22 protein-coding genes and 1 pseudogene are annotated in these 26,784 nt (G+C 44.3%); 15 read left to right on the top strand and 8 right to left on the bottom strand.

The window, feature by feature from the left end; all coding sequences use genetic code 11:
* Nucleotides 1-143 precede the first annotated feature (143 nt).
* On the bottom strand, nucleotides 144-1,064 hold the full coding sequence (locus tag AB4138_RS04640; protein WP_372305129.1) for a histone deacetylase: 921 nt from the start codon (nucleotides 1,062-1,064) through the stop codon (nucleotides 144-146).
* A gap of 262 nt (nucleotides 1,065-1,326) precedes the next feature.
* Between AB4138_RS04640 and AB4138_RS04645 the strand changes: the two genes are divergently transcribed.
* Nucleotides 1,327-2,013, top strand: a complete 687-nt coding sequence (locus AB4138_RS04645; RefSeq protein ID WP_372305132.1) for an SDR family oxidoreductase — start codon at nucleotides 1,327-1,329, stop codon at nucleotides 2,011-2,013.
* Between the two features lie 7 nt (nucleotides 2,014-2,020).
* On the top strand, nucleotides 2,021-3,022 hold the full coding sequence (locus tag AB4138_RS04650; RefSeq protein WP_372305135.1) for a DUF3080 domain-containing protein: 1,002 nt from the start codon (nucleotides 2,021-2,023) through the stop codon (nucleotides 3,020-3,022).
* 18 nt (nucleotides 3,023-3,040) lie between these two features.
* Here the strand turns inward: AB4138_RS04650 and AB4138_RS04655 are convergent, their stop codons facing one another.
* The 3 genes from AB4138_RS04655 to AB4138_RS04665 all read right to left on the bottom strand — a co-directional run bounded on the left by AB4138_RS04655 (nucleotide 3,041) and on the right by AB4138_RS04665 (nucleotide 8,615).
* Nucleotides 3,041-5,035: a DNA topoisomerase III gene (locus AB4138_RS04655; protein WP_108207988.1), complete on the bottom strand. Its 1,995-nt coding sequence runs from the start codon at nucleotides 5,033-5,035 to the stop codon at nucleotides 3,041-3,043.
* 814 nt (nucleotides 5,036-5,849) lie between these two features.
* The gene (locus AB4138_RS04660) at nucleotides 5,850-6,398 is read right to left on the bottom strand and encodes an NAD(P)H nitroreductase (RefSeq protein ID WP_017059376.1); all 549 of its coding nucleotides are present in this window, start codon (nucleotides 6,396-6,398) and stop codon (nucleotides 5,850-5,852) included.
* A gap of 207 nt (nucleotides 6,399-6,605) precedes the next feature.
* On the bottom strand, nucleotides 6,606-8,615 hold the full coding sequence (locus AB4138_RS04665) for an NADPH-dependent 2,4-dienoyl-CoA reductase (RefSeq protein WP_017070327.1): 2,010 nt from the start codon (nucleotides 8,613-8,615) through the stop codon (nucleotides 6,606-6,608).
* A 279-nt stretch (nucleotides 8,616-8,894) separates the two neighbouring features.
* Here AB4138_RS04665 and sppA point away from each other — a divergent pair, with 279 nt between their 5' ends.
* Both sppA and ansA read left to right on the top strand, forming a co-directional pair.
* A complete protein-coding gene (gene sppA, locus AB4138_RS04670; protein WP_102332522.1) occupies nucleotides 8,895-10,745 on the top strand; it encodes a signal peptide peptidase SppA in 1,851 nt (616 codons plus the stop codon).
* 118 nt (nucleotides 10,746-10,863) lie between these two features.
* Entirely contained in the window at nucleotides 10,864-11,880 is a 1,017-nt protein-coding gene (gene ansA / locus AB4138_RS04675; protein WP_372305139.1) for an asparaginase, read from the top strand.
* Nucleotides 11,881-12,023: 143 nt separating this feature from the next.
* Here the strand turns inward: ansA and AB4138_RS04680 are convergent, their stop codons facing one another.
* Nucleotides 12,024-12,305, bottom strand: coding sequence for a YeaC family protein (locus tag AB4138_RS04680; protein WP_010437067.1), 282 nt, complete (start codon nucleotides 12,303-12,305; stop codon nucleotides 12,024-12,026).
* A gap of 113 nt (nucleotides 12,306-12,418) precedes the next feature.
* On the opposite strand from AB4138_RS04680, the gene AB4138_RS04685 reads away from it, so the two are divergent.
* Nucleotides 12,419-13,225: a DUF2989 domain-containing protein gene (locus AB4138_RS04685; protein WP_017059380.1), complete on the top strand. Its 807-nt coding sequence runs from the start codon at nucleotides 12,419-12,421 to the stop codon at nucleotides 13,223-13,225.
* Nucleotides 13,226-13,400: 175 nt separating this feature from the next.
* On the opposite strand, the gene msrB is transcribed toward AB4138_RS04685, so the two are convergent.
* On the bottom strand, nucleotides 13,401-13,838 hold the full coding sequence (msrB, locus tag AB4138_RS04690) for a peptide-methionine (R)-S-oxide reductase MsrB (protein WP_080582205.1): 438 nt from the start codon (nucleotides 13,836-13,838) through the stop codon (nucleotides 13,401-13,403).
* Between the two features lie 319 nt (nucleotides 13,839-14,157).
* Here msrB and gap point away from each other — a divergent pair, with 319 nt between their 5' ends.
* The 6 genes from gap to AB4138_RS04720 all read left to right on the top strand — a co-directional run bounded on the left by gap (nucleotide 14,158) and on the right by AB4138_RS04720 (nucleotide 20,869).
* Nucleotides 14,158-15,153 (top strand): type I glyceraldehyde-3-phosphate dehydrogenase, encoded by a 996-nt coding sequence (gene gap, locus AB4138_RS04695; RefSeq protein WP_017059382.1) that lies wholly within the window; start codon nucleotides 14,158-14,160, stop codon nucleotides 15,151-15,153.
* Between the two features lie 236 nt (nucleotides 15,154-15,389).
* Entirely contained in the window at nucleotides 15,390-16,274 is an 885-nt protein-coding gene (locus tag AB4138_RS04700) for a D-hexose-6-phosphate mutarotase (RefSeq protein ID WP_372305143.1), read from the top strand.
* Nucleotides 16,275-16,385: 111 nt separating this feature from the next.
* Nucleotides 16,386-17,201 (top strand): 23S rRNA (guanine(745)-N(1))-methyltransferase, encoded by an 816-nt coding sequence (gene rlmA, locus AB4138_RS04705; RefSeq protein WP_372305146.1) that lies wholly within the window; start codon nucleotides 16,386-16,388, stop codon nucleotides 17,199-17,201.
* A gap of 75 nt (nucleotides 17,202-17,276) precedes the next feature.
* Complete coding sequence (locus AB4138_RS04710) at nucleotides 17,277-18,230, top strand: ChaN family lipoprotein (RefSeq protein WP_017059385.1); 954 nt, start codon at nucleotides 17,277-17,279, stop codon at nucleotides 18,228-18,230.
* Between the two features lie 276 nt (nucleotides 18,231-18,506).
* Nucleotides 18,507-18,860, top strand: a complete 354-nt coding sequence (locus tag AB4138_RS04715; RefSeq protein ID WP_017070323.1) for a hypothetical protein — start codon at nucleotides 18,507-18,509, stop codon at nucleotides 18,858-18,860.
* A gap of 122 nt (nucleotides 18,861-18,982) precedes the next feature.
* Nucleotides 18,983-20,869 (top strand): BCCT family transporter, encoded by a 1,887-nt coding sequence (locus AB4138_RS04720; RefSeq protein ID WP_017063436.1) that lies wholly within the window; start codon nucleotides 18,983-18,985, stop codon nucleotides 20,867-20,869.
* A gap of 105 nt (nucleotides 20,870-20,974) precedes the next feature.
* Here AB4138_RS04720 and AB4138_RS04725 read toward each other — a convergent pair whose 3' ends face one another.
* The gene (locus AB4138_RS04725; protein ID WP_017059388.1) at nucleotides 20,975-21,412 is read right to left on the bottom strand and encodes a YcgN family cysteine cluster protein; all 438 of its coding nucleotides are present in this window, start codon (nucleotides 21,410-21,412) and stop codon (nucleotides 20,975-20,977) included.
* 159 nt (nucleotides 21,413-21,571) lie between these two features.
* Between AB4138_RS04725 and AB4138_RS04730 the strand changes: the two genes are divergently transcribed.
* On the top strand, nucleotides 21,572-21,820 hold the full coding sequence (locus AB4138_RS04730; protein WP_017059389.1) for a YkgJ family cysteine cluster protein: 249 nt from the start codon (nucleotides 21,572-21,574) through the stop codon (nucleotides 21,818-21,820).
* Nucleotides 21,821-21,840: 20 nt separating this feature from the next.
* Here AB4138_RS04730 and AB4138_RS04735 read toward each other — a convergent pair.
* Nucleotides 21,841-22,182: pseudogene (locus AB4138_RS04735) on the bottom strand (DDE-type integrase/transposase/recombinase); the annotation flags it as partial.
* A gap of 140 nt (nucleotides 22,183-22,322) precedes the next feature.
* On the opposite strand from AB4138_RS04735, the gene AB4138_RS04740 reads away from it, so the two are divergent.
* The 3 genes from AB4138_RS04740 to AB4138_RS04750 all read left to right on the top strand — a co-directional run bounded on the left by AB4138_RS04740 (nucleotide 22,323) and on the right by AB4138_RS04750 (nucleotide 26,778).
* Nucleotides 22,323-23,288 carry a LacI family DNA-binding transcriptional regulator gene (locus tag AB4138_RS04740; protein WP_017070321.1) on the top strand — a complete coding sequence of 322 codons (966 nt, stop codon included), beginning with the start codon at nucleotides 22,323-22,325 and terminating at the stop codon, nucleotides 23,286-23,288.
* Between the two features lie 68 nt (nucleotides 23,289-23,356).
* Nucleotides 23,357-25,090, top strand: a complete 1,734-nt coding sequence (locus AB4138_RS04745; protein WP_102320046.1) for an alpha-glucosidase — start codon at nucleotides 23,357-23,359, stop codon at nucleotides 25,088-25,090.
* 59 nt (nucleotides 25,091-25,149) lie between these two features.
* The gene (locus tag AB4138_RS04750) at nucleotides 25,150-26,778 is read left to right on the top strand and encodes a PTS transporter subunit IIBC (protein ID WP_017070319.1); all 1,629 of its coding nucleotides are present in this window, start codon (nucleotides 25,150-25,152) and stop codon (nucleotides 26,776-26,778) included.
* The last annotated feature ends 6 nt before the right edge of the window (nucleotides 26,779-26,784 follow it).

The following is a 26,784-nucleotide window of genomic DNA, read 5'->3' on the forward strand; positions in this document are numbered from 1 at the left end:
ACAATTAATCACACAAATATGTAACTAATTAATAAAAAAGAACTTTAAATGATCCATAATGGTGCAGCTGTGTCTTTTATGGTGCAACATGCGCTTATTTCACACCATCATTTCAATGAGCTATCAGGCGCCAATTTGAGAGGCTAACCGTGAACATGATAGGCCGCTTTTAACAGTTGCATGTGAATCGGCACCAGATCTTGGTGTTGAGTGCGGTATCCGCCACCGACTACGCTGGCCATCGGAATAGACTCTGATCTCGCTAATTCAATCATGAAACAGTCGCGTTCAAATATCCCTTGTGTCGAGACATTCAAATAACCCAGTTCATCGTCTTGATGGATATCGATCCCCGCATCATAAATAATCAGATCAGGTTGATGGTGAGCAATCGCTAACTTAGTGACTTGTTCAAAACAACGTAAGAACTCTGCATCTTCTGTTTCACGACTTAACGGCACATCTAAATCGGATAATGGCTTTCGTGCAGGAAAGTTTTTATCGCAGTGGAACGACAGAGTAATGATGTCGTCGTTGTCTTGGCAAAGAGTTGCTGTGCCATCACCATGATGAACGTCGCTATCAACGATCAGCACTTTATCGATATGTTCAAAGGTCAGCGCGTGTTTTGCCGCTAAGACCAAATCGTTCAACAAACAAAAACCACTGCCAAAATCATGATGCGCGTGATGATAACCACCACTCAAATGAATCGCTAAACCACTCTCTATTGCCATTTCAGCGGCCAAGCAGGTTCCACCACTTGAGTAGAGTGTTCTTTCGATAAGTTGCTCACTCCAAGGGAAACCGATGCGTCTCATCTTTGCTGCAGGCAAATTACCAGATACAAGCAAATCGACATATTCACTATCGTGTACCTGCTTTACTTGTTCTATCGAAACAGGCATTGGTTGGCACACTTCAAACTTGCTCTTCCATCGAGGTTCACTATCTATCAGCGCCTCAACAGCACTATGCAGCAACTGATATTTGTTGATTGGGTAGCGATGACCTTCTGGTAAAGGTAACTGTGAATAGATTGGGTGGTAAATTAAAGGAATCATAATCAGGCTAATTGCGTATCTTTCTCAAAATCATAACAGCCTCAAACTTGGCGACAACCTTAATTAATGATAATGGTTATCATTGTTATTAATTATAAAGTAGAGACCATAATGAAAAACGTAATACTCATCTTTGGGGTGATCTGCGGCTCAGCGGCAGCAGTAATGATTTTTGTAGGAATGCTAATGGCCAGTTGGTGGAGCGTTGATTTTCTCGTGTTAAGCCATCAAACTTAACTAATTGAACTGAAAAGGAATCACCATGAGCGTTATTTTTATTACTGGAGCGAACCGCGGCATTGGCTTAAGCCTGACTCGACAATACTTGGAAAGTAATCACAAGGTGTACGCGACTTATCGTGATGACAATTCAGCAAAAGAACTGCTCTCACTCGCAGACCACAACACCAACCTTACCTGTATTCAATTAGAGATAACCGATTACCAAGCAGTAAGCCAACTCCCTTCGCAAATAGAGTCGATTGATATCTTGATCAACAACGCTGGCTACTATGGCCCTAAAGGCTACGGGCTGGGTAATACCGATGTTGAAGAGTGGCGTCGTGTATTCGAAGTCAACACCATCGCTCCGCTGAAACTTGTTGAAACGCTATTGCCTTTATTAGAAGACAGCCATATCAAAAAGGTCGCTTGTTTATCCTCTAGAGTCGGCAGTATGTCAGAGAACACCTCAGGCGGCGGTTACATCTATCGCTCCTCTAAAGCCGCTCTAAACTCCGTGGTGAAGAGCCTAAGTAACGACTTAACCGAGAATGGCTTTACGGTGTTAGCACTGCATCCAGGTTGGGTGCAGACTGAAATGGGTGGCCCTAATGCTCTGATCGACACCGACACTTCAGCTTCCGGCCTTATTAAAGTCATCGAGTCAGCGAATACCGAAGTGAGTGGTCACTTCTTCAATTTCGATGGCAGCGAAATAGACTGGTAATCCACAGATGAATGCAGGGCATCTCTCAAACCTAGTTAAACACTCAACGCTGTTTTGTCTAACAGTGATGCTAGCTGGCTGTTTCAGTGATGGCCCCGGCGACTTATTCGACGACTATCAAACTAAGGTCGCTAGAGTACAAGATGCTGAAGAACTCAAAGAGGATTGGGAGTTTGAGAGCCTACCGAGAAAAAGAGAACTGCTGCTTGACGTGCCATCGCTTTCTATCGGTTTAATCGACAGCTACCAGCTTCGTCAGTGTGGATTGTTCAATCTGATTGCAGAAAGAAATTCGGTTCTGGGCAAGGTCGCGGATGAGTTTCGTAATTACGATTATCAAGTCGCGCTACTTGAAGGCGTGGGCAAGTGTTTATCCAGTAATGAATTAGACCCAGAGATCGTAGAATTACTAAGAGAAATTGAGCAACAGAAACTCGCACAGTTTCCACTGCATCAATGGAATCTCATCTATGCCAGCGATGCTATGCAGTCACAAATGCGGGGTAGTCAGTGGTTACGCGCTGATATAGGCGATCAGGTACGACAAACCAGTGATGCGTTAGAACACGTCAATCAAGCGTTAAACACATCGCTCGTTTCCGGCAAAACCACTGAGGTTCAAGAAGTATTAGAGAAGAGTTCGACCCTTGGGGATTTATACTACTCGCTCGCTCGGGCGTCAGTTGAGCTTGATACCATCACCAAACAGCTGACAACTTTTGATGACAAGATCATCTGTGGTAAACAACGAGACACCACTAAGTTCCGCTATCTCAACAATGTGTTCGAGCAACAATACATAGGTAAGGTTCAGCCTTACATGGCGCAACTGGATGGCTACTATCAGCACATAGCCCCGCAACTAGGAATGTTTGACGCGCAACCTGAACTGCACAGTTATTACTTTCCCATCCAAGATGCACATCAAGCCTTTCGATCATCCACTCGTCGCCATGTTGACTATTGGCAGCAACTGTTTAAACGTTGTGGCCGTAAAGTCGGTCGCTAATCCTAACCTCAATAAGTCTTAGCTTTTAGTGCTCTTTTTAGCGGAAGTACCTTTCTTAGCATACGTACCTGTCTTGGCGTAAGACTTCTTCGCCCCACCGCCTTTACGGCGTTTGAAGGCAGGTCTCTCGACTTTAGGAAGGTGGCGGAGTGATTCAGGAACTTCTCCCGTTTTTACTTTACCCATTAAACCATCAATCTTGCTTTCTAACGCTTGCATGAAAGGCTGATACGCTTGATTTCGTTCTGCCATGCCTTGCAGCTGGTGCTCCCAATGTGCCGTCATGTCTGGGAAGGTAGAATCCTCAGGTAAGGCATGAATCAAGCCTCTGCCCGCAGGGCTACTGTGAATACTCTTACCTTGGCGCGTTAGCAGCTGCCTTTTGAATAGAGTATCTAGAATACCCGCACGGGTTGCTTCTGTGCCAAGGCCATCGGTTTCTTTCAAAATGGCTTTGAGATCTTTGTTCGCGACAAAGCGCGCGATACCTGTCATCGCTTGGAGCAATGTCGCTTCTGTAAAGTGTTTTGGTGGCTCGGTTTTCTTATCGCCAATGACACCTTCACGACAGGTGAGCACAGTGCCTTTATCTAACGGAGGAACCGTATCAGTACCATCACCTTTCTCTTCGGTGTCTGTTTTACCCATCAACACCTTCCAGCCGGGGTTGATAAGCTGACGTCCTTTCGCAATGAACACGCCACCAGCTATATCAAAGACCAGCTTAGCATCGGCAAAAACGGCAGGTGGGTAGAACTGCATTAGATACTGGCGAGCGATTTGCTGATAGATTTTCATCTCGTTGGCAGACAGGCCGTTCACCGATGATTTCTTCGGTGTTGGAATTATTGCGTGGTGAGCATCGACCTTACTGTCGTTCCATGCTTTGGATTTAAGAGAAAGATCCGCACCTTGAGCACCACTTTGCAGCTCTTTGGCATTGTTAGCGATAGCGTCTACGATCGACTCTCGCTGTGAGTAGTGCTCTTTAGGCAAATAGCGGCTATCAGAACGTGGGTAAGTGATGAGTTTGTGTTTCTCGTACAATGACTGACACGTGTCTAACACCTGCTGAGCACTCATACCAAAACGCTTAGACGCATCAATCTGCAAAGCTGACAGCGAGTAAGGCAGTGGCGCAGCTTGTTTACTTTGCTTTTGCTCTGATTCCGTCACCGTCGCGGGTTGATTCGCAATTCGGTTAGCCACATTCTCAACCAGCTTTCGATTGAGCACGCGCCCTTCTTCATCTTGCCATGGTTTACATGCTTCGCTTGGCTTCCAACGTGCGCGAATATCAAAGCTCTGGCCGTTATTTTGATAAGGGATCAAAGCGTGCAGCGTGAAGTAATCTTTGGGAATGAAATTTTCGATCTCTTCATCGCGCCTTACGACCAAACCAAGTACAGGCGTTTGTACCCGTCCGACCGACAACACACCTTGGTAGCCGGCCTTTTGACCGAGTAAGGTATAAGCACGAGTCATGTTCATGCCATACAGCCAATCGGCTCTAGAGCGTGCCAAAGCAGAAATAGACAGTGGAATAAAGTCGCGGTTGCTGCGCATTTGAGAGAGCGCACGCTTCACAGCAGGTAAGTTCAAGTCGCTGATCAATAGCCTGTCCATCGATTCTTTTTTGGCCTTAGACACCTTGCAGTAATCGATCACTTCATCAACCAGCAACTGCCCTTCTCTATCCGGGTCTCCGGCGTGAACAATTTGAGTGGCGTCCTTCAATAGCTTTCGGATCACCGTGAGCTGTTTGCTTGAAGTCTTACGCGGTCTTAGCTGCCATTGCTCCGGCACGATAGGAAGATCGGCTAAATTCCACTTCTTATAACGGTCGTCATAAGCATCCGGCTCAACCTGCTCCAATAAGTGTCCAATACACCAAGTCACCACATCCCCATTGCCACATTTGATAAACCCTTGGTCTTTCTTTTGTGGATTAGGTAGTGCAGCGGCGATCGCGCGGCCGAGGCTTGGTTTTTCAGCAATAATAAGGCGAGACATGTTTTTCCAGATGCTACAAACAATTAGAGCCACATTATCTAATGTGACCCTAATAAATCAAGAAAAACTGGTTGTTTATACAGTTAGCATTCAAAAAACTACTGACTACTAAATATGCACGACTAAAACATGCCTGATACAAGCTTTCGTAACTAGCTGCCTTGTTTTGTATCTCCCAATAACTACGCGGCCACTGCCTGCAATGGCTCTAGAAAAAGCAACGATTTTGACACTATATAATTGGTTTTGTTTATTTTTTCCTAAAGAGAGAACTAACGTAATAATAATGAATTGATCTTAGTCAGCTTGGGGCTTTTATTGACCTAAATCAATACTCAAAGTTGGTGGTTCTCGTTTAATTGGGCACAATATGTTGTATTAGAAGTGCAAGTTAAGGCTATATGTAGTCTAAGGACAAATCGAATTTAGGGAGGTAACATGACTTATTCTAAGCAATAAAAAAGCCCACTCAAAGCGGGCTAATTTATCTGTATCACTCACGTTGTAATAAGCAGAGTTCAAAGTCTTTGTAGGAGAAGACTTTAAACTTTAAGACAACGATTATGATGGCTTGTTTCACGGCGAATCATATCAAAGTCTATGTAAAAAACAACGTGCTAAACTTACTTAAACGAGTATATGGGCATGTTTCAAAAGTTAAACTCTTTACTAGATGTAATAGAATCAGTTTTAGCGATTATCGACTTCTTAGTTGCTGAAGACTTTCAACTACCTACAGCTATTATGGCTTTTATCACCAGATTTAGTTTTTAGATTTAGTTGGGCAGCCCTATCTTGGGCTGCTTTTGCTCACTTATAAAAACTCAACGAACTTAGAGAAGTCGCGCTCTGGCACTTTCATTGGTGTACAGCCTGGAGTGCCTAGGTATAGGAAGCCAACAATTTCATCGTCGCCTTCTAGGCCAAATGCTTGGTGTACTTCTGGGTGGAACATCCATTTACCTGAGCGCCAAAAGCCTTGGAAACCTTGTGCGACTGCGGCCATTTGCATCGCCTGTGCAGCACAACCCGCAGACAGATGTTGTTCGATAGCAGGCACTTTCTCGTGCTCAGTTACTTTGGCAATCACAGTAATCACCATCGGAGCTCGGAACGGCGCTTTTTTTACTTTCTCGATAACCGCTTCTTCGCTGTCATCCGCTTCAGCGGCGCGCACCAAGATGTCTGAAAGCTTTTGTAGGCCTGAACCTTGCGCGATAACAAAGCGCCATGGTGTTAGTGCACCGTGGTCTGGAGCACGCAGCCCTGCTTTGATGATGTTTTCTAACGCCACACCTTCAGGTGCCGGATCAGAGAGTTTTGCGATTGAGCGTCTGTTGAGCAATAGATCCAAAGCATCCATTTGAAGTCCTTACTATTTCTTTATTATTTGTATACTTGAACTTTAGCACAGAATACAAACGATAATAAATCTCAACGGCTGTCCATTTAGGCTAGATTAGAAACAATAAAGGCTCCTAAATCTATGACTTAGGAGCCTTGTTCAAAATCTAACTCAGCAAATTAAGTAACAATATCTACTGATAAGATTACAGTTTGATAGCTGATTCTATAACTTAATCGCTAGCTCAACACCTTGACGAATTGCGCGTACTGCATCCAATTCACCCGCGTAATCGGCGCCGCCTATCACATGCAGTTTGCCACCAAACTCTTGCCACATGTCTTCGAATGGACGAACTGAAACCTGACCTGCACATACGATAACCGAGTCAGCATCCAGCACCTGCTCTTTCTTACCAACGCTGATATGCAGACCTTGGTCATCAATCTTGTTGTAGCTCACGCCACCCAGTAGATTAACACCGCGTTTTTCTAGTGTGCGTTTGTGAATCCAGCCTGTAGTTTTGCCCGGACCTTTACCAACACGACCCGCTTTACGCTGCATCACCCACACCGTTTTATCGCTGAATGAATCAGGGTAAGGGTAAAGTCCGCCTGGGTGTTCCATATTCTTATCGATGCCCCACTCATGCAGCCAATCGTCTAGGCTGTGTGAAGTCGGTTCTGTCAGCATGGTTGCCACATCGACACCAATACCACCAGCACCAACAATCGCGACCTTTTCGCCTACTGGTGTCTTTTCACGAATCAAGGTTTGGTAATCGACCACGTTTTCTTGGTCAATGCCCTCAATATCGAGCTTTCTTGGCTCTACGCCAGCCGCCATCACGACTTCATCGTACTTCAACAACATCTCAAACGTTGCCTCAGTATCCAGTTTCAGGTTCACGCCTGATGCGTCGATTTGGTTAGCAAAGTAGCGAATCGTTTCTCTGAATTCTTCTTTACCCGGAATCTGCATTGCCAATCTAAACTGACCGCCGATACGGTCATTTTTCTCAATCAAGTCAACCTTATGCCCACGCTGAGCTAAAGTCGTTGCACAGGCTAAACCGGCTGGGCCTGCGCCGACAACCGCAATGGTCTTAGTCGCTTGCGCTGGCTGAACAACAATTTCAGTCTCGTAACAAGCGCGTGGGTTCACCAAACAGCTCGCACGTTTACCTTTAAACACGTTATCAAGGCAAGCTTGGTTACAACCGATACAGGTATTGATGAACTGAGCTTGGTCTTGAGCTGCTTTATTAACAAAATCCGGGTCTGCCAAGAATGGACGCGCCATAGACACCATATCAGCCTGCCCAGAGCTAAGAATACGTTCGGCCTCTTCTGGCGTATTAATTCGGTTACATGTCACCACTGGGATCGACACGTATGGTTTCACTTTTTCCGTCACCCAAGAGAATGCACCACGTGGTACTTGTGTCGCGATAGTCGGAACACGCGCTTCATGCCAACCGATGCCGGTATTGATAATAGTCACGCCTGCTTCTTCCAGCTTTTGAGCCAATAGAACAACATCTTCAAAGGTGCTGCCTTGCTCAACCAAATCCAGCATCGACAGTCGGAAAATAATAATGAAGTCGTCACCCACTGCTTCGCGAATCGATTTAACAATCTCCAGCGGGAAACGCATGCGCTTCTCATAAGAACCGCCCCATTCGTCGTAACGCATATTGGTACGTTTACAGATGAATTGGTTAATCAAGTAACCTTCAGATCCCATAATCTCAATGCCGTCGTAACCCGCGACTTGGGCGAGTTCGGCACTGTTGGCAAAGGCACCAATGGTCTTTTTAATCTGACGAGGGCTCATCTCACTTGGAGCGAACTTAGCGATAGGCGCTTTAATGCCAGACGCACTTTGCGCAAATGGGTGCATCGCATAACGACCTGCATGCAACAATTGAAGCGCAATTTTACCGCCGTGCTTGTGGACGGCTTCGGTAACAACTTGGTGCGCTTTAGCGTGCTTTACTTTACTGAATTCAGCACTGAATGGGGTTAATCTGCCACGTAAATTAGGAGAGAAACCACCAGTAACAATAAGGCCAACGCCTCCTTTTGCTCGCTCTTCATAAAACGCGGCGAGTTTGTGGAGACCTTCTTTATTTTCTTCTAAACCTGTATGCATTGATCCCATCAATACACGGTTACGTAACTGGGTAAATCCAAGATCGAGTGGTTCAAGTAAATGTGGGTACATGGCAGACATCACTTCTATTATTTTATCCTTGTGGTCTGACCACAGTATAGTTCAATTACCAAAAGTTCAAACAACCGTTTACATTTTTGTAACACCGATCATAATGCTGCACGTATTAATCGTTCAGAAGCCCTTAATTTGACTACACTTAATGAGAATATATATCGATTAACAATTCTTGGTGTAGTTTGAGCTTGGGAATTATCGTAGGATACTAAGCAGTTCATATTATTGAGATTAATGGTACTACGGCTTGTTAAAGCGACGTAATCTCACTGCGGAGACAGAATGAAAAAAATATTCAAATTTATAGGCATGTTCTTTAAAGGGATTTGGAAGCTCATTACGTTTGTACGTCTTGCGCTGGTTAACCTAGTCTTTTTACTCAGTATCGCCATCATCTACTTTGTGTACTTCCATTCAGATACGGCTCAACCGACGGTTCCTCAGGATTCGGCTTTAGTGCTTAATCTGTCTGGCCCTATTGTGGAACAAAGCCGCTATATCAATCCGATGGATTCGGTCACAGGTTCACTACTTGGCAAAGACCTTCCAAAAGAGAACATCCTGTTTGATATCGTTGAAACGATTCGCTACGCAAAAGACGATGACAAGGTTACTGGTATCGTTTTAGCTCTCAAAGAGCTGCCAGAAACCAACCTGACCAAGCTACGCTACATTGCTAAAGCATTGAATGAGTTCAAAGCAACAGGCAAACCGATTTATGCGGTGGGTGACTTTTACAACCAAAGCCAATACTACCTAGCCAGCTACGCAACTAAGGTCTTCCTATCACCAGATGGTGGGGTTCTTCTTAAAGGCTATAGCGCTTACTCGCTTTACTACAAAACGTTGTTAGAGAAACTAGACGTAAACACGCACGTGTTCCGTGTGGGTACTTACAAGTCAGCTATCGAGCCTTTCATTCGTGACGACATGTCAGACGCAGCGAAAGAGTCCGCTTCTCGTTGGTTAAGCCAACTATGGGGTGCGTACGTTGATGACGTCAGTAACAACCGCCAGATCGATGCTAAAACACTGAATCCAAGCATGGACACCTTCTTGAAAGAACTGGAGTCGGTGGACGGTGACATTGCAAAACTGGCTGAGAAACTTGGCTTAGTGGATGAGCTAGCGACACGCCAGCAAGTTCGACTAGAGCTTGCCGATGTTTTCGGCAGTGACGGCCAAGACAGCTACAACGCGTTTGGTTACTACGAATACCGTGCAACCATGCTTCCAGACATGACCAGTGAATCTCACGACGTTGCCGTGATTGTAGCGAGCGGCGCAATTATGGATGGCAAGCAACCGCGTGGCACCGTTGGCGGAGACACCACTGCAGCCCTACTGCGCCAAGCACGTAACGACGATAAAGTGAAAGCCGTTGTACTTCGTGTCGATAGCCCAGGTGGCAGTGCCTTTGCTTCTGAAGTTATCCGTAATGAAATAGAAGCGATCAAGCAAGCGGGTAAACCGGTTGTTGTGTCGATGTCGAGCCTTGCTGCTTCGGGTGGTTACTGGATCTCGATGGGTGCGGATAAGATCCTAGCTCAGCCAACCACACTAACGGGTTCAATTGGTATCTTCAGTGTTATCACCACCTTCGAAAAAGGGTTGAACGATATTGGTGTTTACACTGATGGCGTTGGCACCTCACCTTTCTCAGGTCTTGGTATTACAACTGGACTTAGCGATGGCGCGAAAGACGCGTTCCAAATGGGCATTGAAAACGGATACCGCCGATTCATCAGCCTAGTTGGAGAAAATCGCGGTCTGGAAGTCGATGCTGTCGACAAGATTGCTCAAGGTCGAGTTTGGACAGGTCAAGATGCGATTCAGAAAGGCTTAGTCGATGAGATTGGTGATTTCGATGATGCGGTTGCAGCTGCGGCTTCACTTGCAGAGCTTGAAAGCTACAACATCTACTGGGTAGAAGAGCCACTTTCGGCCACTGAACAATTTATTCAAGAATTTATGAACCAAGTTCAGATGTCGATAGGCCTAGATATTCAATCGATGATACCAAGCAGTTTACAACCTGTTACTCAGCAGTTAGCTCAAGATAGCCAGCTGTTAGGCAGCTTTAACGACCCACAAGGCCGATACGCTTTCTGCTTAAATTGCCAAGTTCAATAAGTTGAGCCAATAACTCAATGACTAAGGGGTACCTCTGTGTGAGGTGCCTCTTTTTATTGCATGATAATTCGCTATAATCGCCCCCTTGTTCCCTACATCACACTAAGTATTAATCGCCATGGAAAGAAAACACATCTATATCGCGTACACCGGCGGCACAATTGGCATGCAGAAGTCTATTGACCACGGCTATGTTCCAGTCGCAGGTTTCATGGATAAGCAGCTAGCTGGCATGCCTGAATTCCATCGCCCAGAGATGCCTAAGTACACCATTCACGAATACTCTCCATTAATGGACTCTTCAGATATGACGCCACTTGATTGGCAGACTATCGCTGATGACATTCGCGCGAACTACCATAAGTACGATGGTTTCGTTATCCTGCATGGCACAGACACTATGGCTTACACTGCCTCTGCACTGTCTTTCATGCTTGAAAACCTCGGCAAACCTGTGATTGTTACGGGCTCTCAGATCCCACTAGCAGAGCTTCGTTCAGACGGACAAGCAAACCTGCTGAATGCGCTACACATTGCCGCAAACTACCCTATCAACGAAGTGACACTGTTCTTCAACAACAAGTTGATGCGTGGTAACCGCAGCACAAAATCACACGCAGATGGCTTCAATGCGTTTACGTCTCCAAACCTGAATCCATTGCTAGAAGCGGGTATCAATATCCAACTTAGCAATAACGTAAAGGTAAACGAACAACCTAAAGGTGCTTTCAAGGTTCATAACATTACTCCGCAACCTATCGGCGTAATCACAATGTACCCAGGCATCTCACACGAAGTTATCCGTAACACGCTATTACAACCTGTTAACGCGATGATTCTGCTTACTTTCGGTGTGGGTAACGCACCACAAAACCCAGAACTGCTTCAGCACCTGAAAGATGCCTCAGAGCGCGGTGTTATTGTGGTGAACCTAACTCAATGTTTGGCTGGTAAAGTCAACATGGGTGGTTACGCGACAGGTTGTGCACTAGCAGAAGCGGGCGTGGTGAGTGGTTACGATATGACACCAGAAGCGGCACTGGCGAAGTTGCATTATCTATTAAGCCAAAACCTAGGCTACGAAGAAGTGAAGGCTCAGATGCAACAAGTATTGCGCGGTGAGATGAGCTTATAACCTGTTCAAGGATTCACGTTAAAGCCAGTTATTCTATGAAAGTAACGGCGGCTTAACGTGAACTAAATCGTTTTATTGCTTATAAATAAAAGAGTTAAACTAAAAGGGGTGGCACATTGCCACCCCTTTGTTGTAATTTAAGCTTAATGATTCGGGTTAACCCTAACAATGTCTTCTTGATCTGACTTAAACTGTTTCTTTAGTTCAGACTTAGATTTAAAGCTAATCTCACCACCAGCTGCAATTGTCATATGTTGAGCTTCAGAGTTATGTTTAGATTGGTATAACATAACCGCTTGCATACACGAGTCGCGCTGTTCTTTTGAGAGCGCCGTACCTTCTGGCCATTTACCCGTTTCAACTGCGTAGGTTAAACGTTCGTAGACCTCGGGTGTCATTGCGCTAAGAAGTTGTTCTGCATCCATGGTAAAGCCTTAGTTTTAACAATTTTCACCAGAAAATAACCCGTAACAGAATTGAGTCAAGAACCTGACCAATAATAAGTGCATCTGATCACAAGTGAAGGAATATGAAAATTATGAAATGGTTGGCGATTAGCCTATTGCCTTTCACTCTGGTTGGGTGTCTTGAAGGGAACAAAAATACCGATCAACTGTGCCAAAGCAATCCGGGTCTTCAGTGTGAACAATTGAACATGAACGATGGGCAATGTCGTGTCGCACGTACCGACCTCATCTGGCATCGATTTGAAGTTCAGAAGCAACCCACCGAAATCAACAAAATTAAAGAATTCGAATTAGTCACTGCCTACAAAAAGTGCCTAGAGCTCGCGGCACAGATCGAAACGATCGATCAATCTAAGCTGCAAGAGCGTCGCTTTACCTCTTTAATGCACAGTATCGAAGAGTCTGAGCGCATTGTTGATGAGCTATCGAAATCTGATACACCGGAAACGCTTTACTTCTTGTGGTCGCAAACTGGGGACACCAATGCCAGACGCAGTTTCCTACAACTAGAAGGCTCTGAAGCGTTAAACACAGCTGAGATGCAATATGCCTTGGCAACCTTCTATACCACCCGCAATCATATAAAGACACTTAAGCTACTCAATAATGCGCTAACGCTTTCTAATGGCTCGGTAGCCAACACTGAAATCTTCAAGTCGATGGCCAGTATCAACCACAGCCTGGGACATATGGAAAAAGCGTACGTTTGGGCAATGGTTGCCAAAGACTTTGACGTGCCGATTGCTTCTGAAGCCGAGCTCACGGTGTTGTACCATTTCGACAAGGCAACCTATAAGAAGCTAAATAAAGACGCAGATAACATCGTCGAAGCGATTGAGGATGGAATTTACAGCCCTTCAATCGTCCCGAGTTACTGAACGCTTCATTTATAGTGTTCTTACTTAAGCTTCTTATTCACCTGCTTTCAAATAAAAACAGCTACCTTTTTGGTAGCTGTTTTTATTTGTACTAGAGTTAAATCTGAAATCTTGGGCGTTTCAGCATTCCTAAATCGACAAATGCGACCTGTAAGGATTAGACAATAGTTACAAGTTATTTCGTACTTTCGTCATTTTTGTTGAAAATTAACGACACTGAATTAACACAGAACCGTTCACCTGTGGTCTTTGGGCCATCTGGAAAAACGTGACCTAAATGGCTATCACAGGCGGTACAACGGATCTCTACACGCTTCATTCCGTGACTTAGATCTTCTATATAGCGTACTGCTTCATCATTCACTGGGGCATCAAAGCTTGGCCAACCACACCCAGAGTCATATTTGTTATCCGACAGAAACAAAGGGCTTTCACAGCATGTGCAGCTATAGACGCCAGTCTTATGGTTGTGCAGTAACTTGCCGCTATATGGGGCTTCAGTACCACGCTCACGACACACTGAAAATTCGTCGTCCGTTAGGCGCTCACGCCAGTATTCATCAGGCTTTATCATATTTCCTCCCTTTTGAATCACGTTAATATCTCTCCACATTCTCAGTTATTATATTTACTTTTTTCTATAAAGGCTTGCATATGAGTCGTTTTGTAGCACATACTTTCTCACCAGGAAACATTGTACATATACACTCATAAGTGAATCATCATTTAGGGGTATTTTACCCAACTGGAAGGGTACAGAGCCACTTGCAATGGTCAATTTTCAACCACTTACACCCAATTGTTAAGAAAAGCGTCGCTTTTTTTTGACATTAAACAAGTTAAGTCGGATTATCTATTGCAGATGTATACTGGATTCTGTAATTTTACTACCAGTTATCTTTAATCAGAAATTAAGTTGTGGAGCAACTACAATGACTATCAAAGTAGGTATTAACGGTTTTGGCCGTATCGGCCGTTTCGTATTCCGCGCAGCTCAAGAGCGTGCAGACATCGAAGTAGTAGGTATTAACGATCTAATCGACGTAGAGTACATGGCATACATGCTTAAGTACGACTCAACTCACGGCCGTTTCAACGGTACTGTTGAAGTTGAAGGCGGTAACCTAATCGTTAACGGTAAAACTGTACGTGTTACAGCTGAACGTAACCCAGAAGACCTTAAGTGGGATGCTATCGACGTAGACGTAGTTGCTGAAGCAACTGGTCTTTTCCTAACTGACGAGACTGCACGTAAGCACATCACTGCTGGCGCTAAGAAAGTAGTTCTTACTGGTCCTTCTAAAGATGCAACTCCAATGTTCGTAATGGGCGTTAACCAAGCATCTTACGCTGGTCAAGACATCGTTTCTAACGCTTCTTGTACTACTAACTGTCTTGCACCTATCGCTAAAGTACTTAACGATAAGTGGGGCATTGAGTCTGGTCTTATGACTACAGTTCACGCTACTACAGCAACTCAAAAAACTGTAGATGGCCCTTCTGCTAAAGACTGGCGCGGTGGCCGTGGTGCTTCTCAAAACATCATCCCATCTTCAACTGGTGCAGCTAAAGCTGTAGGCGTTGTTCTTCCAGAACTAAACGGCCTTCTAACTGGTATGGCTTTCCGTGTACCAACTGCTAACGTATCTGTAGTTGACCTAACTGTTAACCTAAAAGAAGCTGCATCTTACGAAGAAATTTGTGCTGCAATGAAAGAAGCTTCTGAAGGCGAAATGGCTGGCGTTCTTGGTTACACTGAAGACCAAGTAGTATCACAAGATTTCATCGGTGAAGTTCAAACTTCAGTATTCGATGCTAAAGCTGGTGTTGCTCTAACTGACAAATTCGTTAAAGTTGTATCTTGGTACGACAACGAAATCGGTTACTCAAACAAAGTTCTAGACCTAATCGCTCACATCTCTAAGTAATTTCTTTTTAGAAATAGCTTTAGATAAGCATTAGCGAAGACTGTTTTGAGCAGACTTTGAAAAAGGCGACCTTAGTGTCGCCTTTTTAATACCTGCTATCTTTTAGACCGCGTCTATCTCAGTTCATCAAGGTAACGCAAAATTTAATTCCAATACTGACTCTGCTTGTTACTCGTGAAAGCACAAGCACCACTCTAGTCTGCATTTGAATTCAATTTCCTTAGAAGGATCATGTAATGGATTTATCTACTCTACCTGCACTGACTGTACTTTCTGATAACGTGACTATCGTTGAGCACGAAGGTGTAAAACTGGTTCGTGTTATCCACGATAAAGCAAACGCAGCTATTTCACTGTTTGGCGGCCATGTCGTGTCATTCCAACCGCAAGGCCAAGAAGACCTAATTTGGATGAGCCAACAAGCTAAATTCGACGGCAAAACAGCCCTGCGTGGCGGCATTCCAGTATGTTGGCCTTGGTTTGGCCGCATTGCAGCACCAGCACATGGTTTTGCCCGTTCAAGTGAATGGCAATTGGTTGAACACCGTGAAAGCGAAGCTGGCGTGATTGTTAGCTTAGGTCTGAAGCCAAGCGAAGAGACGCTAGCAGTATGGCCTCATCAGTTTGATGCTCGCTTGAATGTTGAGATCGGTGAACAACTAAAAGTAACGCTGGACGTGAAGAACACTGATTCTCAGCCATGGACTTTCTCTGGTGCACTACACACTTACCTAAACGTTGGCGATATCCACAACACAACCACCACTGGTATGGGTGCTGAGTACATTGATAGCCTGCAAGGTGGCAAGATCTGCCAAGGTGGATCTGAACTGGTACTGACCGACACGATTGACCGCGTTTACACGCAACCAGAAGCGCAAATCTTTGTTGCTGACAAGAAGCTGGATCGCACGCTAACAGTTGAAAACCACGGTCATAACTCTGCAGTACTGTGGAACCCGTGGGCAGAAGGCGCTGCGGGTATGGGCGACATGCAAGACGACGGTTACCTAACCATGCTATGTGTTGAATCAACACTGCACGCACCAAGCCTAGAAGCAGGAAAAACATTACAGCCTGGTGAAAGCCACCAGCTGATTACTGTGATTAGTGCCCAATAACCGTATAAATACAGTTATAAAAAACGATTTTTGAGCGGCTTTATGTCGCTCTTTTACTTTTTGGTTTTAGCTCGTTACACTTGCGCTGTCTATTCTCCTTTAGAGGTCTCCATGACTTACCAATGCCCTTTGTGTCACCAACCTTTATCTCAAAACGATCGTACGTTTAAGTGTGAAAAGAACCATCAGTTCGACCTAGCGAAACAAGGCTACGTCAATTTGATGCCTGCGCACCACAAACGCTCAAAAGATCCAGGTGACAACAAAGAGATGATGCAGGCACGTCGTCGCTTCCTTGAAGGTAACCACTATGACCCAATGCGCCAAGCGGTGGTGACGTTGTGTTCTCGCTATCTACCAGAAGAGACGCCTAGCCTATTGGATATTGGTTGTGGCGAAGGTTATTACACCAACGAAATTGCTGTGAATCTTCAAGAAAAGAAAGGGGCTACTTTTGGCCTAGACATTTCTAAGATTGCTATCAAATACGCCGCTAAACGCTACCCTGCTGTCGACTTCTCAGTTGCATCAAGCCATCGCCTACCCTTTGCTGAAAACAGCTTAGACGGAATTCTACGCATTTACGCGCCTTGCAAGGCTGAAGAGTTACAACGCACCATCAAAGATAATGGTGTGGTGATCACCGTGACACCAGCTAGCCGACACCTGTATCAACTGCGTGATGCAATTTATGATGGCGTTCGCTTGCACGACGAAGATCCAGAAGTGATCGAAGGTTTTACGCTTGAGCATCAAGAGCAACTAAACTATATGATGGAACTATCGGGGTCAGATGCATTCGACCTGCTACAGATGACGCCGTTTGCTTGGAAGGCGAGTGAAGAGTTTAAACTACAACTCACCGAGGCAGAGCAATTCAACTGTGAAGCTGACTTTATGCTGCGAGTGTACCGCAAACAAATTTAATTGATATTGATTATCGTTTGCATTGAAATCTTATCTTGCCTCCTTTAGTATGCGTGTTCTTCAAGGAGGCATTTCATGCAACGTATTATTCTTATCGGATTAGCTACTCTTCTCACGGCTTGTGCTAGTCAACCTGCAAAAGACACTTCTCAAAAAGTGGCTCAAACGGAATCCGTTTCCACATTCTATGACTACCAGTTCGCTTCTCCACAAGGCGAAACACTTTCTCTCGATGCATTACCCGAGCAGCTGATTGACGCTGATGTGGTTCTAATTGGCGAATGGCACACGCATTCTGCCATTCACCGCTTCCAAACCGACTTCTTAAAAGCGCGCCGCAACGCAACATCAAACATTGCGCTTTCAATGGAACAGTTCACTCGAGAGCACCAAGCCACACTTGACCAATACTTAAACGGCGAAATTGGCGAACAAATTCTCATGTCTCAAGCGGCAGCTTGGCCAAATTACGAAAGTGATTACCGCGCGTTAGTTGAGTTCGCAAAAGCCAACGACGTCGATGTTATTGCGGCAAATGCACCAAAGCCATTCGTGCAGTGTATTGGCCGTAAAGGATTGCCTTACCTAGACCAATTATCGACCGAGCAACGCCAATGGATTGCTGCCGAAGTGGATACTGGCGATAGCCCTTACAAAGAAAAGTTCATGGCTTCTATGCATCACGGTACGCCAGAGCAAACAGAAAAGCAGTTTGCCGCTCAGGTTACCTGGGACGAAACCATGGCTGAGTCGATTGTGGATTACCTAGCATCAAACCCTGATAAACAAGTGATTCACGTGGCTGGCAAGTTCCACACCGAGGGTGGTTTAGGGACGGCGGCATCAATTCTACGTCGTAACCCTGATTTAAAAATCGCCATCATCAGCCCGGTTGAAGCGATCTCATCGGATAGCGGTGATTATCAGCTTGAAGTGCTTTCGCCGCCGGCTCGCTTTGTAAAGAAAGAGAACCGAATGAAGGCATACAAGCATCTGTCAAAACGTAGCGCTAGCCTAGAGTGTGAGTAGGATCTGTTGATCCACTCTTCTAAGCTAAAGAGTCGATGGGCTAATCCTAGATAATTAGCCCATCGTCACAACTTGATCACGTTCCCGTCATTCATCCTAACTCTATCTAAAATCAAACATTCTTATCGGCACAAGACTTGCTTAGTAAATAGACGATTTAACCAAGCAGACGAAAATGTAATGTGCGAATAAAAAAACATCACTATCGATGATTAATTGCACAAGTTTTTCACACCTCTGCCGATACTATATTTAAGGATAGGTAAGGAGAGCTATATGACGCCAGTAGGAACGAGTAATACTCAGCTGTATTCGCCTTCGCAGATGAACGCTAAGAGTTCAGCTAACGAAGCTGAAAAGCCTAAACCGCTTAAGGTTGAGCAAAATACGGTTAGGCTTTCTGATGAAGGCAAAGCACTCTTATCTGCCCTAAAAGAAATTGATAAAGAAGCGAAGAAAGTCGAAGCAGAAAACGCGACAGTTACCGATAAAGTTGAGTCATTCGCTCATGGTGCCTTGGGTATGGATCACCCAGATAAGATTGAAGAAGAAGATGATGGTTCTTATTCAGCGGGGCAATACCTGTCCGCAGCGGCAACCGTAGGCGGTATTCTTCTCGCACTCATTTAGCCTTGCCAACCTATCGCATTCTCTAGAATAAAAGCGATTTATCGTTACGACAATAGACCCGATTAGGTCTAAAAAACGAGTTCATTCCATAATTCCGCTCTCATTTTAATGGAATAATACTCGTGAAAAACACTTTTGAGCTTATCGATAAGCCAACCTTTTTTGGTGCTATAGCACTCCTACTCACGATAGTTTTCCCGCTCATTTTGTTCCCTGCACAGGGCGCAGACTGGATTGCGGTTGCGAAAACATTCATGACTGATCAACTCGGATTCCTGTATCTTGCTCTAGGTCTCGCAGCCTGTGCATTTATGGTGTACGTAGTATTCAGTGATATGGGACAAATTAAACTAGGCGAAGCTGATGAAGAGCCTGAGTTTAAAACTGCATCATGGGCTGCCATGCTATTTTGTGGCGGTATCGGTGCAAGTATCTTGTATTGGGGCTGTATTGAGTGGGCTTACTACTACCAATCACCGCCTTTCCAACTAGAACCTGGCAGTGAAGAAGCAGTACGCTGGGCTGCGACCTACGGCCTATTCCACTGGGGACCAATCGCATGGTCTATCTACCTAATCCCGGCAATTCCTATCGCTTACTTCTTCTACGTACGTAAACAACCTGTTCTAAAGATTTCAAGCGCATTAATGCCTGTTCTTGGTGAACACCGTAGTAAAGGCGTACCAGGAAAGATCGTTGATATCCTATTCATTTTCGGTCTATTAGGCGGCGCTGCAACAACATTAGGTTTAGCCGCTCCTCTGATCACTGAAGGTCTAAATCACCTATTTGGTCTACCTAAAAATAACCTAACGCAAGTGATGGTGCTTTTAGTGTGTACTGCGATTTTTGCTTACTCATCTTATGCTGGATTGGAAAAAGGCATCAAGATCCTAAGTAACATCAACTTCTGGGGTGCGATGGGTCTACTGGCTTTCGTTCTGATCGCGGGTCCAACAATCTTCATGTTAGAAACAGGCTTAGACTCAATTGGTCGTCTACTGTCTAACTTCTTCGTGATGGCAACGTGGGCTGAACCATTTGGTGGTTACGGTACATTCGAAAACACTCACTTCCCACAAGACTGGACGATTTTCTACTGGGCATGGTGGCTAGTATTTGCACCGAGTATGGGTCTGTTTGTTGCGCGTATCTCTCGCGGCAGAACCATCAAACAAATGGTGTCAGGGTCGATCTTCTTTGGTTCTCTAGGTTGTTTCCTGTTCTTCATGATCTTAGGTAACTACGGCCTATCACTGCAGCTTTCTGGTGAGCTAGATGTCGTTGCCATTTTGAATGCGGAAGGCGCAACCAAAGCTATCTTCTCGATGCTTGCACAATTGCCAATGAGCACGCTGGTTATCGCTGTATTTACAATGCTGTGTATCATTTTCACGGCAACAACATTTGACTCTATCTCATACATCCTAGCGTCTGTTGTACAAAATAACGTGACCGAAGAGCCAATGCGCTGGAACCGTATGTTCTGGGCATTTACTCTGTCGTTCTTACCAACAATTCTAATGTTCTTAGGCGGTCTAAGTACGCTACAAACGGCGGCGATTGTTGGTGGCTTACCACTGCTTGCTATCTCTGTGATGCTGATGATTTCAGCGGTTCGTGCGACTAACCTCGACCTACGCCATCAAGATGCGTATATCGAGCCAACGATCAACATCGAAGAACTGCCAGACATGGACCCTTGGTCTGCTGAAGGTATGGCGTTGGCTCAGTTTGAGAAAGAAAGAGATGCAGCACAAGAAGCCGCAGAACTTGAGCGTGTTGCTTACACAGAACTTGCCGCAGTGAAGAAAGAAATTCGCGCTTATGTGTTAGAACAAGGTTCACAAATGGAAACTCACGAGTTACCAGAGAACCTACAACAAGCACTTGAGCAGGCCGAGAGTAATCTTAGTGCCGCACAAGCGAAAAAGATCGAGTTATCTGAGCAAGCTCAGAATGCTCGTATCACGTTCAATCAGGTGGTTGCAGACTTACCGCTTGCTTGACATTAGCCATGACACAGTCCATTGATTTGGACCCTCCTAAATACGACAAAGGCTCACAGAAATGTGAGCCTTTTTTTATTCGGGTGATTGACTAGTCTTCGTTAACTAGCGGTTCGGGTGGTTCAAGATGTGATCTTCCCAATCGACAACATCGATTTCGTATACCACTTTGTTACGAACGCTTTCACCTGCTGCATGCATCTCTGTTTTTGATCCGGTGATCAACGGGTGCCATTCAGGAATCGGCTTAGATTCTGATAAAAGGCGGTAAGCACAAGTGTCTGGTAGCCAGTGAAACTCATCGATCTTGTCACGAGTCAGCTTCAAACACTCTTCACCTGAAGTGAAGCGGTTCGGGTAATCTTTACACGAACATGTTTTGTCGTTTAACCAGCTACACGCCACATTGGTGTAGTAAACTTCATCGCTATCTTCATCCATTAGTTTATGTAGGCAGCACTTACCACAACCGTCGCAAAGTGATTCCCACTCATTCTCGGTCATCTGTTCTAGTGTCTTTTCTTGCCAAAATGGATTCGTCATAGGATTACTTCTTACTCTTTTACTGGGGTGCGTGTTATACCGCTAGCCCATAAAAAGTTCAAGGATAATAATTGTTCATTCTTTGATTCAATCAACAGCTGTCACTCTCATCATTTTTTGCTACTATCGCGCACCCTGTTATTTAGTGAGTTTAATTTGATGGAATGTCGCCTAGGTTGTGGAGCATGCTGTATCGCTCCAAGTATTACATCTGCTATTCCTGGAATGCCTAATGGTAAGCCTGCTGGGGTACGCTGCATCCAATTAAATGAGCAAGATCTCTGCAAATTATTTGGTCAACCTTCACGCCCGAAGGTATGTCACCAATTCAAAGCTTGCCCTGTCATTTGTGGTAAAACCGACCAAGAAGCCCTTGATAACCTGATCGAGTTAGAAGCTATTACCTAAGCGTATTAGCCCTTTTCTATATCCCAGCAATTTCTTTTCCTACTCATACTTTGCTTTAGGTTATAGGTGCTTATGAGGCCTCAATAGTCTTTCAAACAATACTGACTACCTCGCTATGAGTAATAACCGTTTCAGGAAACTCTCGGCGAAATAAAGCCATCGATAAGACATCACAGATCAATGAGGCCTTTATTCTCGTACCCATAAACCAACCAATAACTTGCCTTGAATAAAGGTCAATAATGGCAACTAATTATAGCCAATATTTGTTTGTAGCTACGTCGGTGATATCTCCTGCCCATTTTTAAATTAGCAGTCGTTGCAATGAAGACCTGAGCGAGCAAGGCCGTAACTACGGGTATTCAGTTCAGGTCAAGAAGTGGACAATATCTTATAAACTTGAAGTACTATGTGTATATCATCAGGTAGCGTTTTTATTTACTTTGTTGTCAGCCAATATATTGGATAATATGGCAATAATACATTATGGAAGGAAAATGTGATGAGTAAAAAAATGACCATGGCGGAGATTTCAAGACAGCTTGGAATTTCAACAATGACCGTGTCACGTTACTTTAATGACGGTTATGTCTCGGCTGAAAATCGCCTTAAAATTGATGCTATCGTCAAAGAAAATCATTATACCCCTAATATATTTGCTCGTTCCATTCGTAGCCAATCTAATATTATTGGTTTCGTTGCTCCTCGCATTGAGTCATATACAACTAGTTTAGTAATCAAAGGGGCACTGGCGGCTGCCAATGAATCACAAGTACGAATGCTTTTTCATGCCTCAGGGTTTAACCATGAGTCAGAATGCCAAGCTGTGAGAGAGTTTAATGGCTTAAATGCATTGGGCACTATTATTATTGCTTCAAAGCACAGTGTCGAAGAGACGTTTTATCAAACCTTAGACAATGTGTTATTTATTGGTAAAAACACCCCCCACCATTGCTGTTTATATTACCCCGACCATGCTGCAATTAAAGCACTCGTTTCCCAAACCATCACTCAGTTAAAACAACAGCAGGCACCGCTGGCAGCCGTACATTATATTTATGATGAGCGTATGCTTTCCAGCCGCACTAAGTTGATGCAAGCCACCATTACTGACACCGTCCCTGAGTTGAATTTTTCACTACAAGCTCTAGCCAACTCGGAGGACAAAGCCGGCTACCAGGCAATTCAATTACAGCCTAATCATGTCTACTTTTGTGCCACCGATAATATTGCTATTCGTTTATATCGTCGCGCCAAAGAACAGCAACTCAAGATTGGTCATAACTTATGGATTGTAGGCATGGGTGACTATGACTACAGCGATTTGTTAGTCCCAAGCCTGACTACTGTCGCTTTTAACTACTATCAAGTGGGCTACCAAGCTGTCAAAAAATTGCTCAAGCGCGATTTCAGTTCCGTTGAAGGCACATTCGACATAAGAATGAGAGAAAGTTCACAGTTTCTCTGAAATTGTATTGAGTCCAAATAGGTTCCATTTAACACTATGTGTTAACGATAACACACATAGTATAACCGATGACACTCGCTAATAATCTACACTCAAAACCACTCGCGTGGTGGAAGAAAGCAACTGCCTACCAAATTTATCCCCGTAGTTTTTATGATACAAACCAGGACGGTATTGGTGACATCAATGGGATCATTGCTAAGCTAGATTATCTTGCTGATTTGGGCATTGATTTAATATGGATCTGCCCATTCTACGCATCACCGAATGATGATAACGGTTACGATATCAGTGACTATCAAGCGATTCATCCTGACTTTGGAACCCTTGAGGATGTGGATAAATTAATCACTGCTGCTCATGAACGTGGCATTCGCATTATTATGGATTTAGTGATAAACCACACTAGCGATGAGCATCCATGGTTCATCGAATCGCGAGATAACAAAGATAGCCCTAAGCGTGATTGGTATATTTGGCGTGATGGTTGTGAGCCTACAGCTGAAAAGCCGACTTGCGAACCAAATAACTGGGAAAGTATTTTTCATGGTAGTGCATGGGAATATGATGACAAAACTGCACAATATTATTTGCACCTATTTTCTAAAAAACAGCCAGATCTTAATTGGGAAAACCCTGAAGTTAAACAAGCACTATTTAAAATGATTCATTGGTGGTTGGAACGAGGTATTGATGGTTTCCGTGTCGATGCAATTAGCCATATTCAAAAACAAGCTGGTTTACCCTCTTTACCCAATCCAAAGGGTGAAAACTATGTCTCTTCATTCGATTATCATATGAATGTGGCAGGGATTGAAAAACATCTGTATGAGTTAAAAGAGCAGGCGTTTTCGCCTTTTGATATCGTGACCGTTGGTGAGGCCAATGGGGTGACGGCCGACAACGCATTGCCTTGGGTTGCTGAAGCGACCGAGCACGATCAAGGTGGTGTTTTTAACATGATTTTTCAGTTTGAACACATGAAGCTATGGTCGGAAGAACAAAGCAACGAGAATTTCGATCTCGTGGCGTTCAAACGCATTTTATCGCGTTGGCAAGATGCCTTAGAAGGTAAAGGCTGGAATGCGCTTTATTTAGAAAACCACGATCAAGCTCGTAGTATTGATACTTTTGCCGATCCTAACTCTAGGTATGCCAGTGCTACCGCGTTAGCGAGTTGTTATTTCTTGATGAAAGGAACTCCATTTATTTATCAGGGCCAAGAGATTGGTATGGTAAATCATCAGTTTACTTCTCTTGACGAATTTAACGATGTGTCTGCGAGAAATTTAATTCAAAAGCTATCGCAACAAGGTCAGAGCGATGCCGATATCTTAGCCTTGTTAAATCAAGTATCCCGCGACCACAGTCGCTTGCCAATGCAATGGAATGACCAGGATTTTGCCGGTTTTTCTGAGGTGCAACCTTGGTTCTCGGTGAATCAACAGTATGCAGATATCAATGTTGAGCAACAACAGCAAGATCCAAATTCGATCTTAGGTTTCTATAAGCAGTTGATTGCTTTGCGCAAGTCACATGAAAGCTTAGTGGTTGGCCGTTATCAATTACTGCTAGCTAACGATCCTAATATCTATGTTTATCAACGTGTTGCTCAAGATATGACATGGACCATTATTACCAATTTAAGTCCACAAGAGAGCGTTGTTGATATCGACTGCACCCAATTAGGCGAGTTAATGCTTGATAATCAGAATATTAACAATGAACACGTTCGCTCAGATTTTATAACAACGCAAATAGCCCCCGCTTATGCCGCGTATATATTTGCAAGAAAGCACTAAATTATATTTATGGCTAGGCGCTGATAACGTTAGCCTGTATTTAAATCAAGGAACTATTTATGAGTAAGTTACTATCGTTTGATTTTTGGCAACGATTTGGGAAGTCCCTTATCGTTGTTATCGCGGTGATGCCTGCCGCTGGTATCATGATATCACTAGGTAAAGTGGTCGCAATGTATGCGGGTGGGTTTGGTGCCATTGAAACACTAGGCGCTATAATGGAAAACATAGGTTGGGGGATCATTGTTAACCTTCACCTATTATTTGCGGTCGCGATTGGTGGCTCGTGGGCAAAAGAGCGTGCAGGTGGCGCATTTGCCGCGCTAATTGCCTTCATCTTAATCAACCGTATCACTGGGGTTATATTGGGCGTGGATAACGCTATGCTCAGTGACCCAGAAGCGGTTGTGATGAGCCTATTTGGTTCTGAGTTACCTGTCTCTCAATTCTTCACGAATATTTTGGGTGCTCCTGCCCTAAATATGGGTGTGTTTATCGGTATTATGTCTGGCTATTTAGGTGCCAACTTATTTAACCGCTATCATGACTTCGCTCGCTTACCTCAGGCATTAGCATTTTTCAACGGTAAGCGTTTTGTACCTTTTGTTGTTATTTTCTATTCGCTGATTATTGCGTTTGGTTTATCTGTAATATGGCCTTTAATTCAAGGTGCGCTTAATGATTTTGGTCAATGGATTGCTACCTCTAAAGACACTGCGCCGATCACTGCTCCTTTCTTGTATGGTACGTTAGAGCGTTTATTACTGCCATTTGGTTTACACCACACTTTAACTATTCCAATGAATTACACCGAGTTGGGTGGTACTTATGAGCTTTTGACTGGGATGAATGCGGGCTCAAGTGTTTATGGTCAAGATCCATTATGGCTTGCTTGGGTCAGCGATTTAAATAATCTTAAATTAAGCGATCCGACAACTTACCAACACCTGTTAGATACGGTGCACCCAGCACGCTTTAAAGCAGGCCAAGTTATTATCGCAGCCTCTTCATTGATTGGTATTGGACTTGCGATGTATCACTGTGTTGATAGTGATAAGCGCGCACAATATAAGCCAATGTTCTTATCTGCCTGTCTTGCTGTGTTATTAACCGGTGTAACTGAGCCTATTGAATTCATGTTTATGTTTATCGCTCCCGTTTTGTATGTTGCACATGCTGTGTTAACAGGAGTTGCATTTGCGTTGGTCGATGTGATGGACCTACGTGTACATGCCTTTGGTTTGATTGAGTTACTCACTCGTATACCTATGATGGTTTCAGCGGGCATCGGTGGTGATCTGGTTCGCTTTGCATTAGTTTCTATTGTTTTCTTTGTGGTTAACTATGGATTGTTCCGCTTCCTAATCGTGAAATTGAAGTTACCAACACCGGGTCGTATGGGTAACTACCTGGATGAAAGCTCAGAATCGATGTCAGAAGATGAGAAGATGAACATTATTATTCAGAATTTAGGTGGCCGTGCCAATATTGCTGAGATTGATGCTTGTATGACTCGCTTGCGTATTACAGTTAATGATCCGAAGTTGGTTGCTGAATATGCGTCATGGAAGCCGACAGGGGCTCTTGGTGCTGTGATTAAAGAACAGGGTGTACAAGTTATTTATGGCCCTGGGGTGGATGTTATTAAATCTAAGTTAATAGAGAAATATTCAGCACAACCTGCGTAATTCTTT

Origin of the sequence: Vibrio sp. 10N.286.52.C3 (assembly GCF_041468865.1) — a bacterium.
Taxonomy (GTDB): domain Bacteria; phylum Pseudomonadota; class Gammaproteobacteria; order Enterobacterales; family Vibrionaceae; genus Vibrio; species Vibrio crassostreae_C.

Coding starts and splice junctions, on each gene's coding strand:
- AB4138_RS04640 (WP_372305129.1), bottom strand. CDS start 1,064: ATGATTCCTTTAATTTACCACCCAATCTATTCACAGTTACCTTTACCA.
- AB4138_RS04645 (WP_372305132.1), top strand. CDS start 1,327: ATGAGCGTTATTTTTATTACTGGAGCGAACCGCGGCATTGGCTTAAGC.
- AB4138_RS04650 (WP_372305135.1), top strand. CDS start 2,021: ATGAATGCAGGGCATCTCTCAAACCTAGTTAAACACTCAACGCTGTTT.
- AB4138_RS04655 (WP_108207988.1), bottom strand. CDS start 5,035: ATGTCTCGCCTTATTATTGCTGAAAAACCAAGCCTCGGCCGCGCGATC.
- AB4138_RS04660 (WP_017059376.1), bottom strand. CDS start 6,398: ATGGATGCTTTGGATCTATTGCTCAACAGACGCTCAATCGCAAAACTC.
- AB4138_RS04665 (WP_017070327.1), bottom strand. CDS start 8,615: ATGTCTGCCATGTACCCACATTTACTTGAACCACTCGATCTTGGATTT.
- sppA (WP_102332522.1), top strand. CDS start 8,895: ATGAAAAAAATATTCAAATTTATAGGCATGTTCTTTAAAGGGATTTGG.
- ansA (WP_372305139.1), top strand. CDS start 10,864: ATGGAAAGAAAACACATCTATATCGCGTACACCGGCGGCACAATTGGC.
- AB4138_RS04680 (WP_010437067.1), bottom strand. CDS start 12,305: ATGGATGCAGAACAACTTCTTAGCGCAATGACACCCGAGGTCTACGAA.
- AB4138_RS04685 (WP_017059380.1), top strand. CDS start 12,419: ATGAAATGGTTGGCGATTAGCCTATTGCCTTTCACTCTGGTTGGGTGT.
- msrB (WP_080582205.1), bottom strand. CDS start 13,838: ATGTGGAGAGATATTAACGTGATTCAAAAGGGAGGAAATATGATAAAG.
- gap (WP_017059382.1), top strand. CDS start 14,158: ATGACTATCAAAGTAGGTATTAACGGTTTTGGCCGTATCGGCCGTTTC.
- AB4138_RS04700 (WP_372305143.1), top strand. CDS start 15,390: ATGGATTTATCTACTCTACCTGCACTGACTGTACTTTCTGATAACGTG.
- rlmA (WP_372305146.1), top strand. CDS start 16,386: ATGACTTACCAATGCCCTTTGTGTCACCAACCTTTATCTCAAAACGAT.
- AB4138_RS04710 (WP_017059385.1), top strand. CDS start 17,277: ATGCAACGTATTATTCTTATCGGATTAGCTACTCTTCTCACGGCTTGT.
- AB4138_RS04715 (WP_017070323.1), top strand. CDS start 18,507: ATGACGCCAGTAGGAACGAGTAATACTCAGCTGTATTCGCCTTCGCAG.
- AB4138_RS04725 (WP_017059388.1), bottom strand. CDS start 21,412: ATGACGAATCCATTTTGGCAAGAAAAGACACTAGAACAGATGACCGAG.
- AB4138_RS04730 (WP_017059389.1), top strand. CDS start 21,572: ATGGAATGTCGCCTAGGTTGTGGAGCATGCTGTATCGCTCCAAGTATT.
- AB4138_RS04740 (WP_017070321.1), top strand. CDS start 22,323: ATGAGTAAAAAAATGACCATGGCGGAGATTTCAAGACAGCTTGGAATT.
- AB4138_RS04745 (WP_102320046.1), top strand. CDS start 23,357: ATGACACTCGCTAATAATCTACACTCAAAACCACTCGCGTGGTGGAAG.
- AB4138_RS04750 (WP_017070319.1), top strand. CDS start 25,150: ATGAGTAAGTTACTATCGTTTGATTTTTGGCAACGATTTGGGAAGTCC.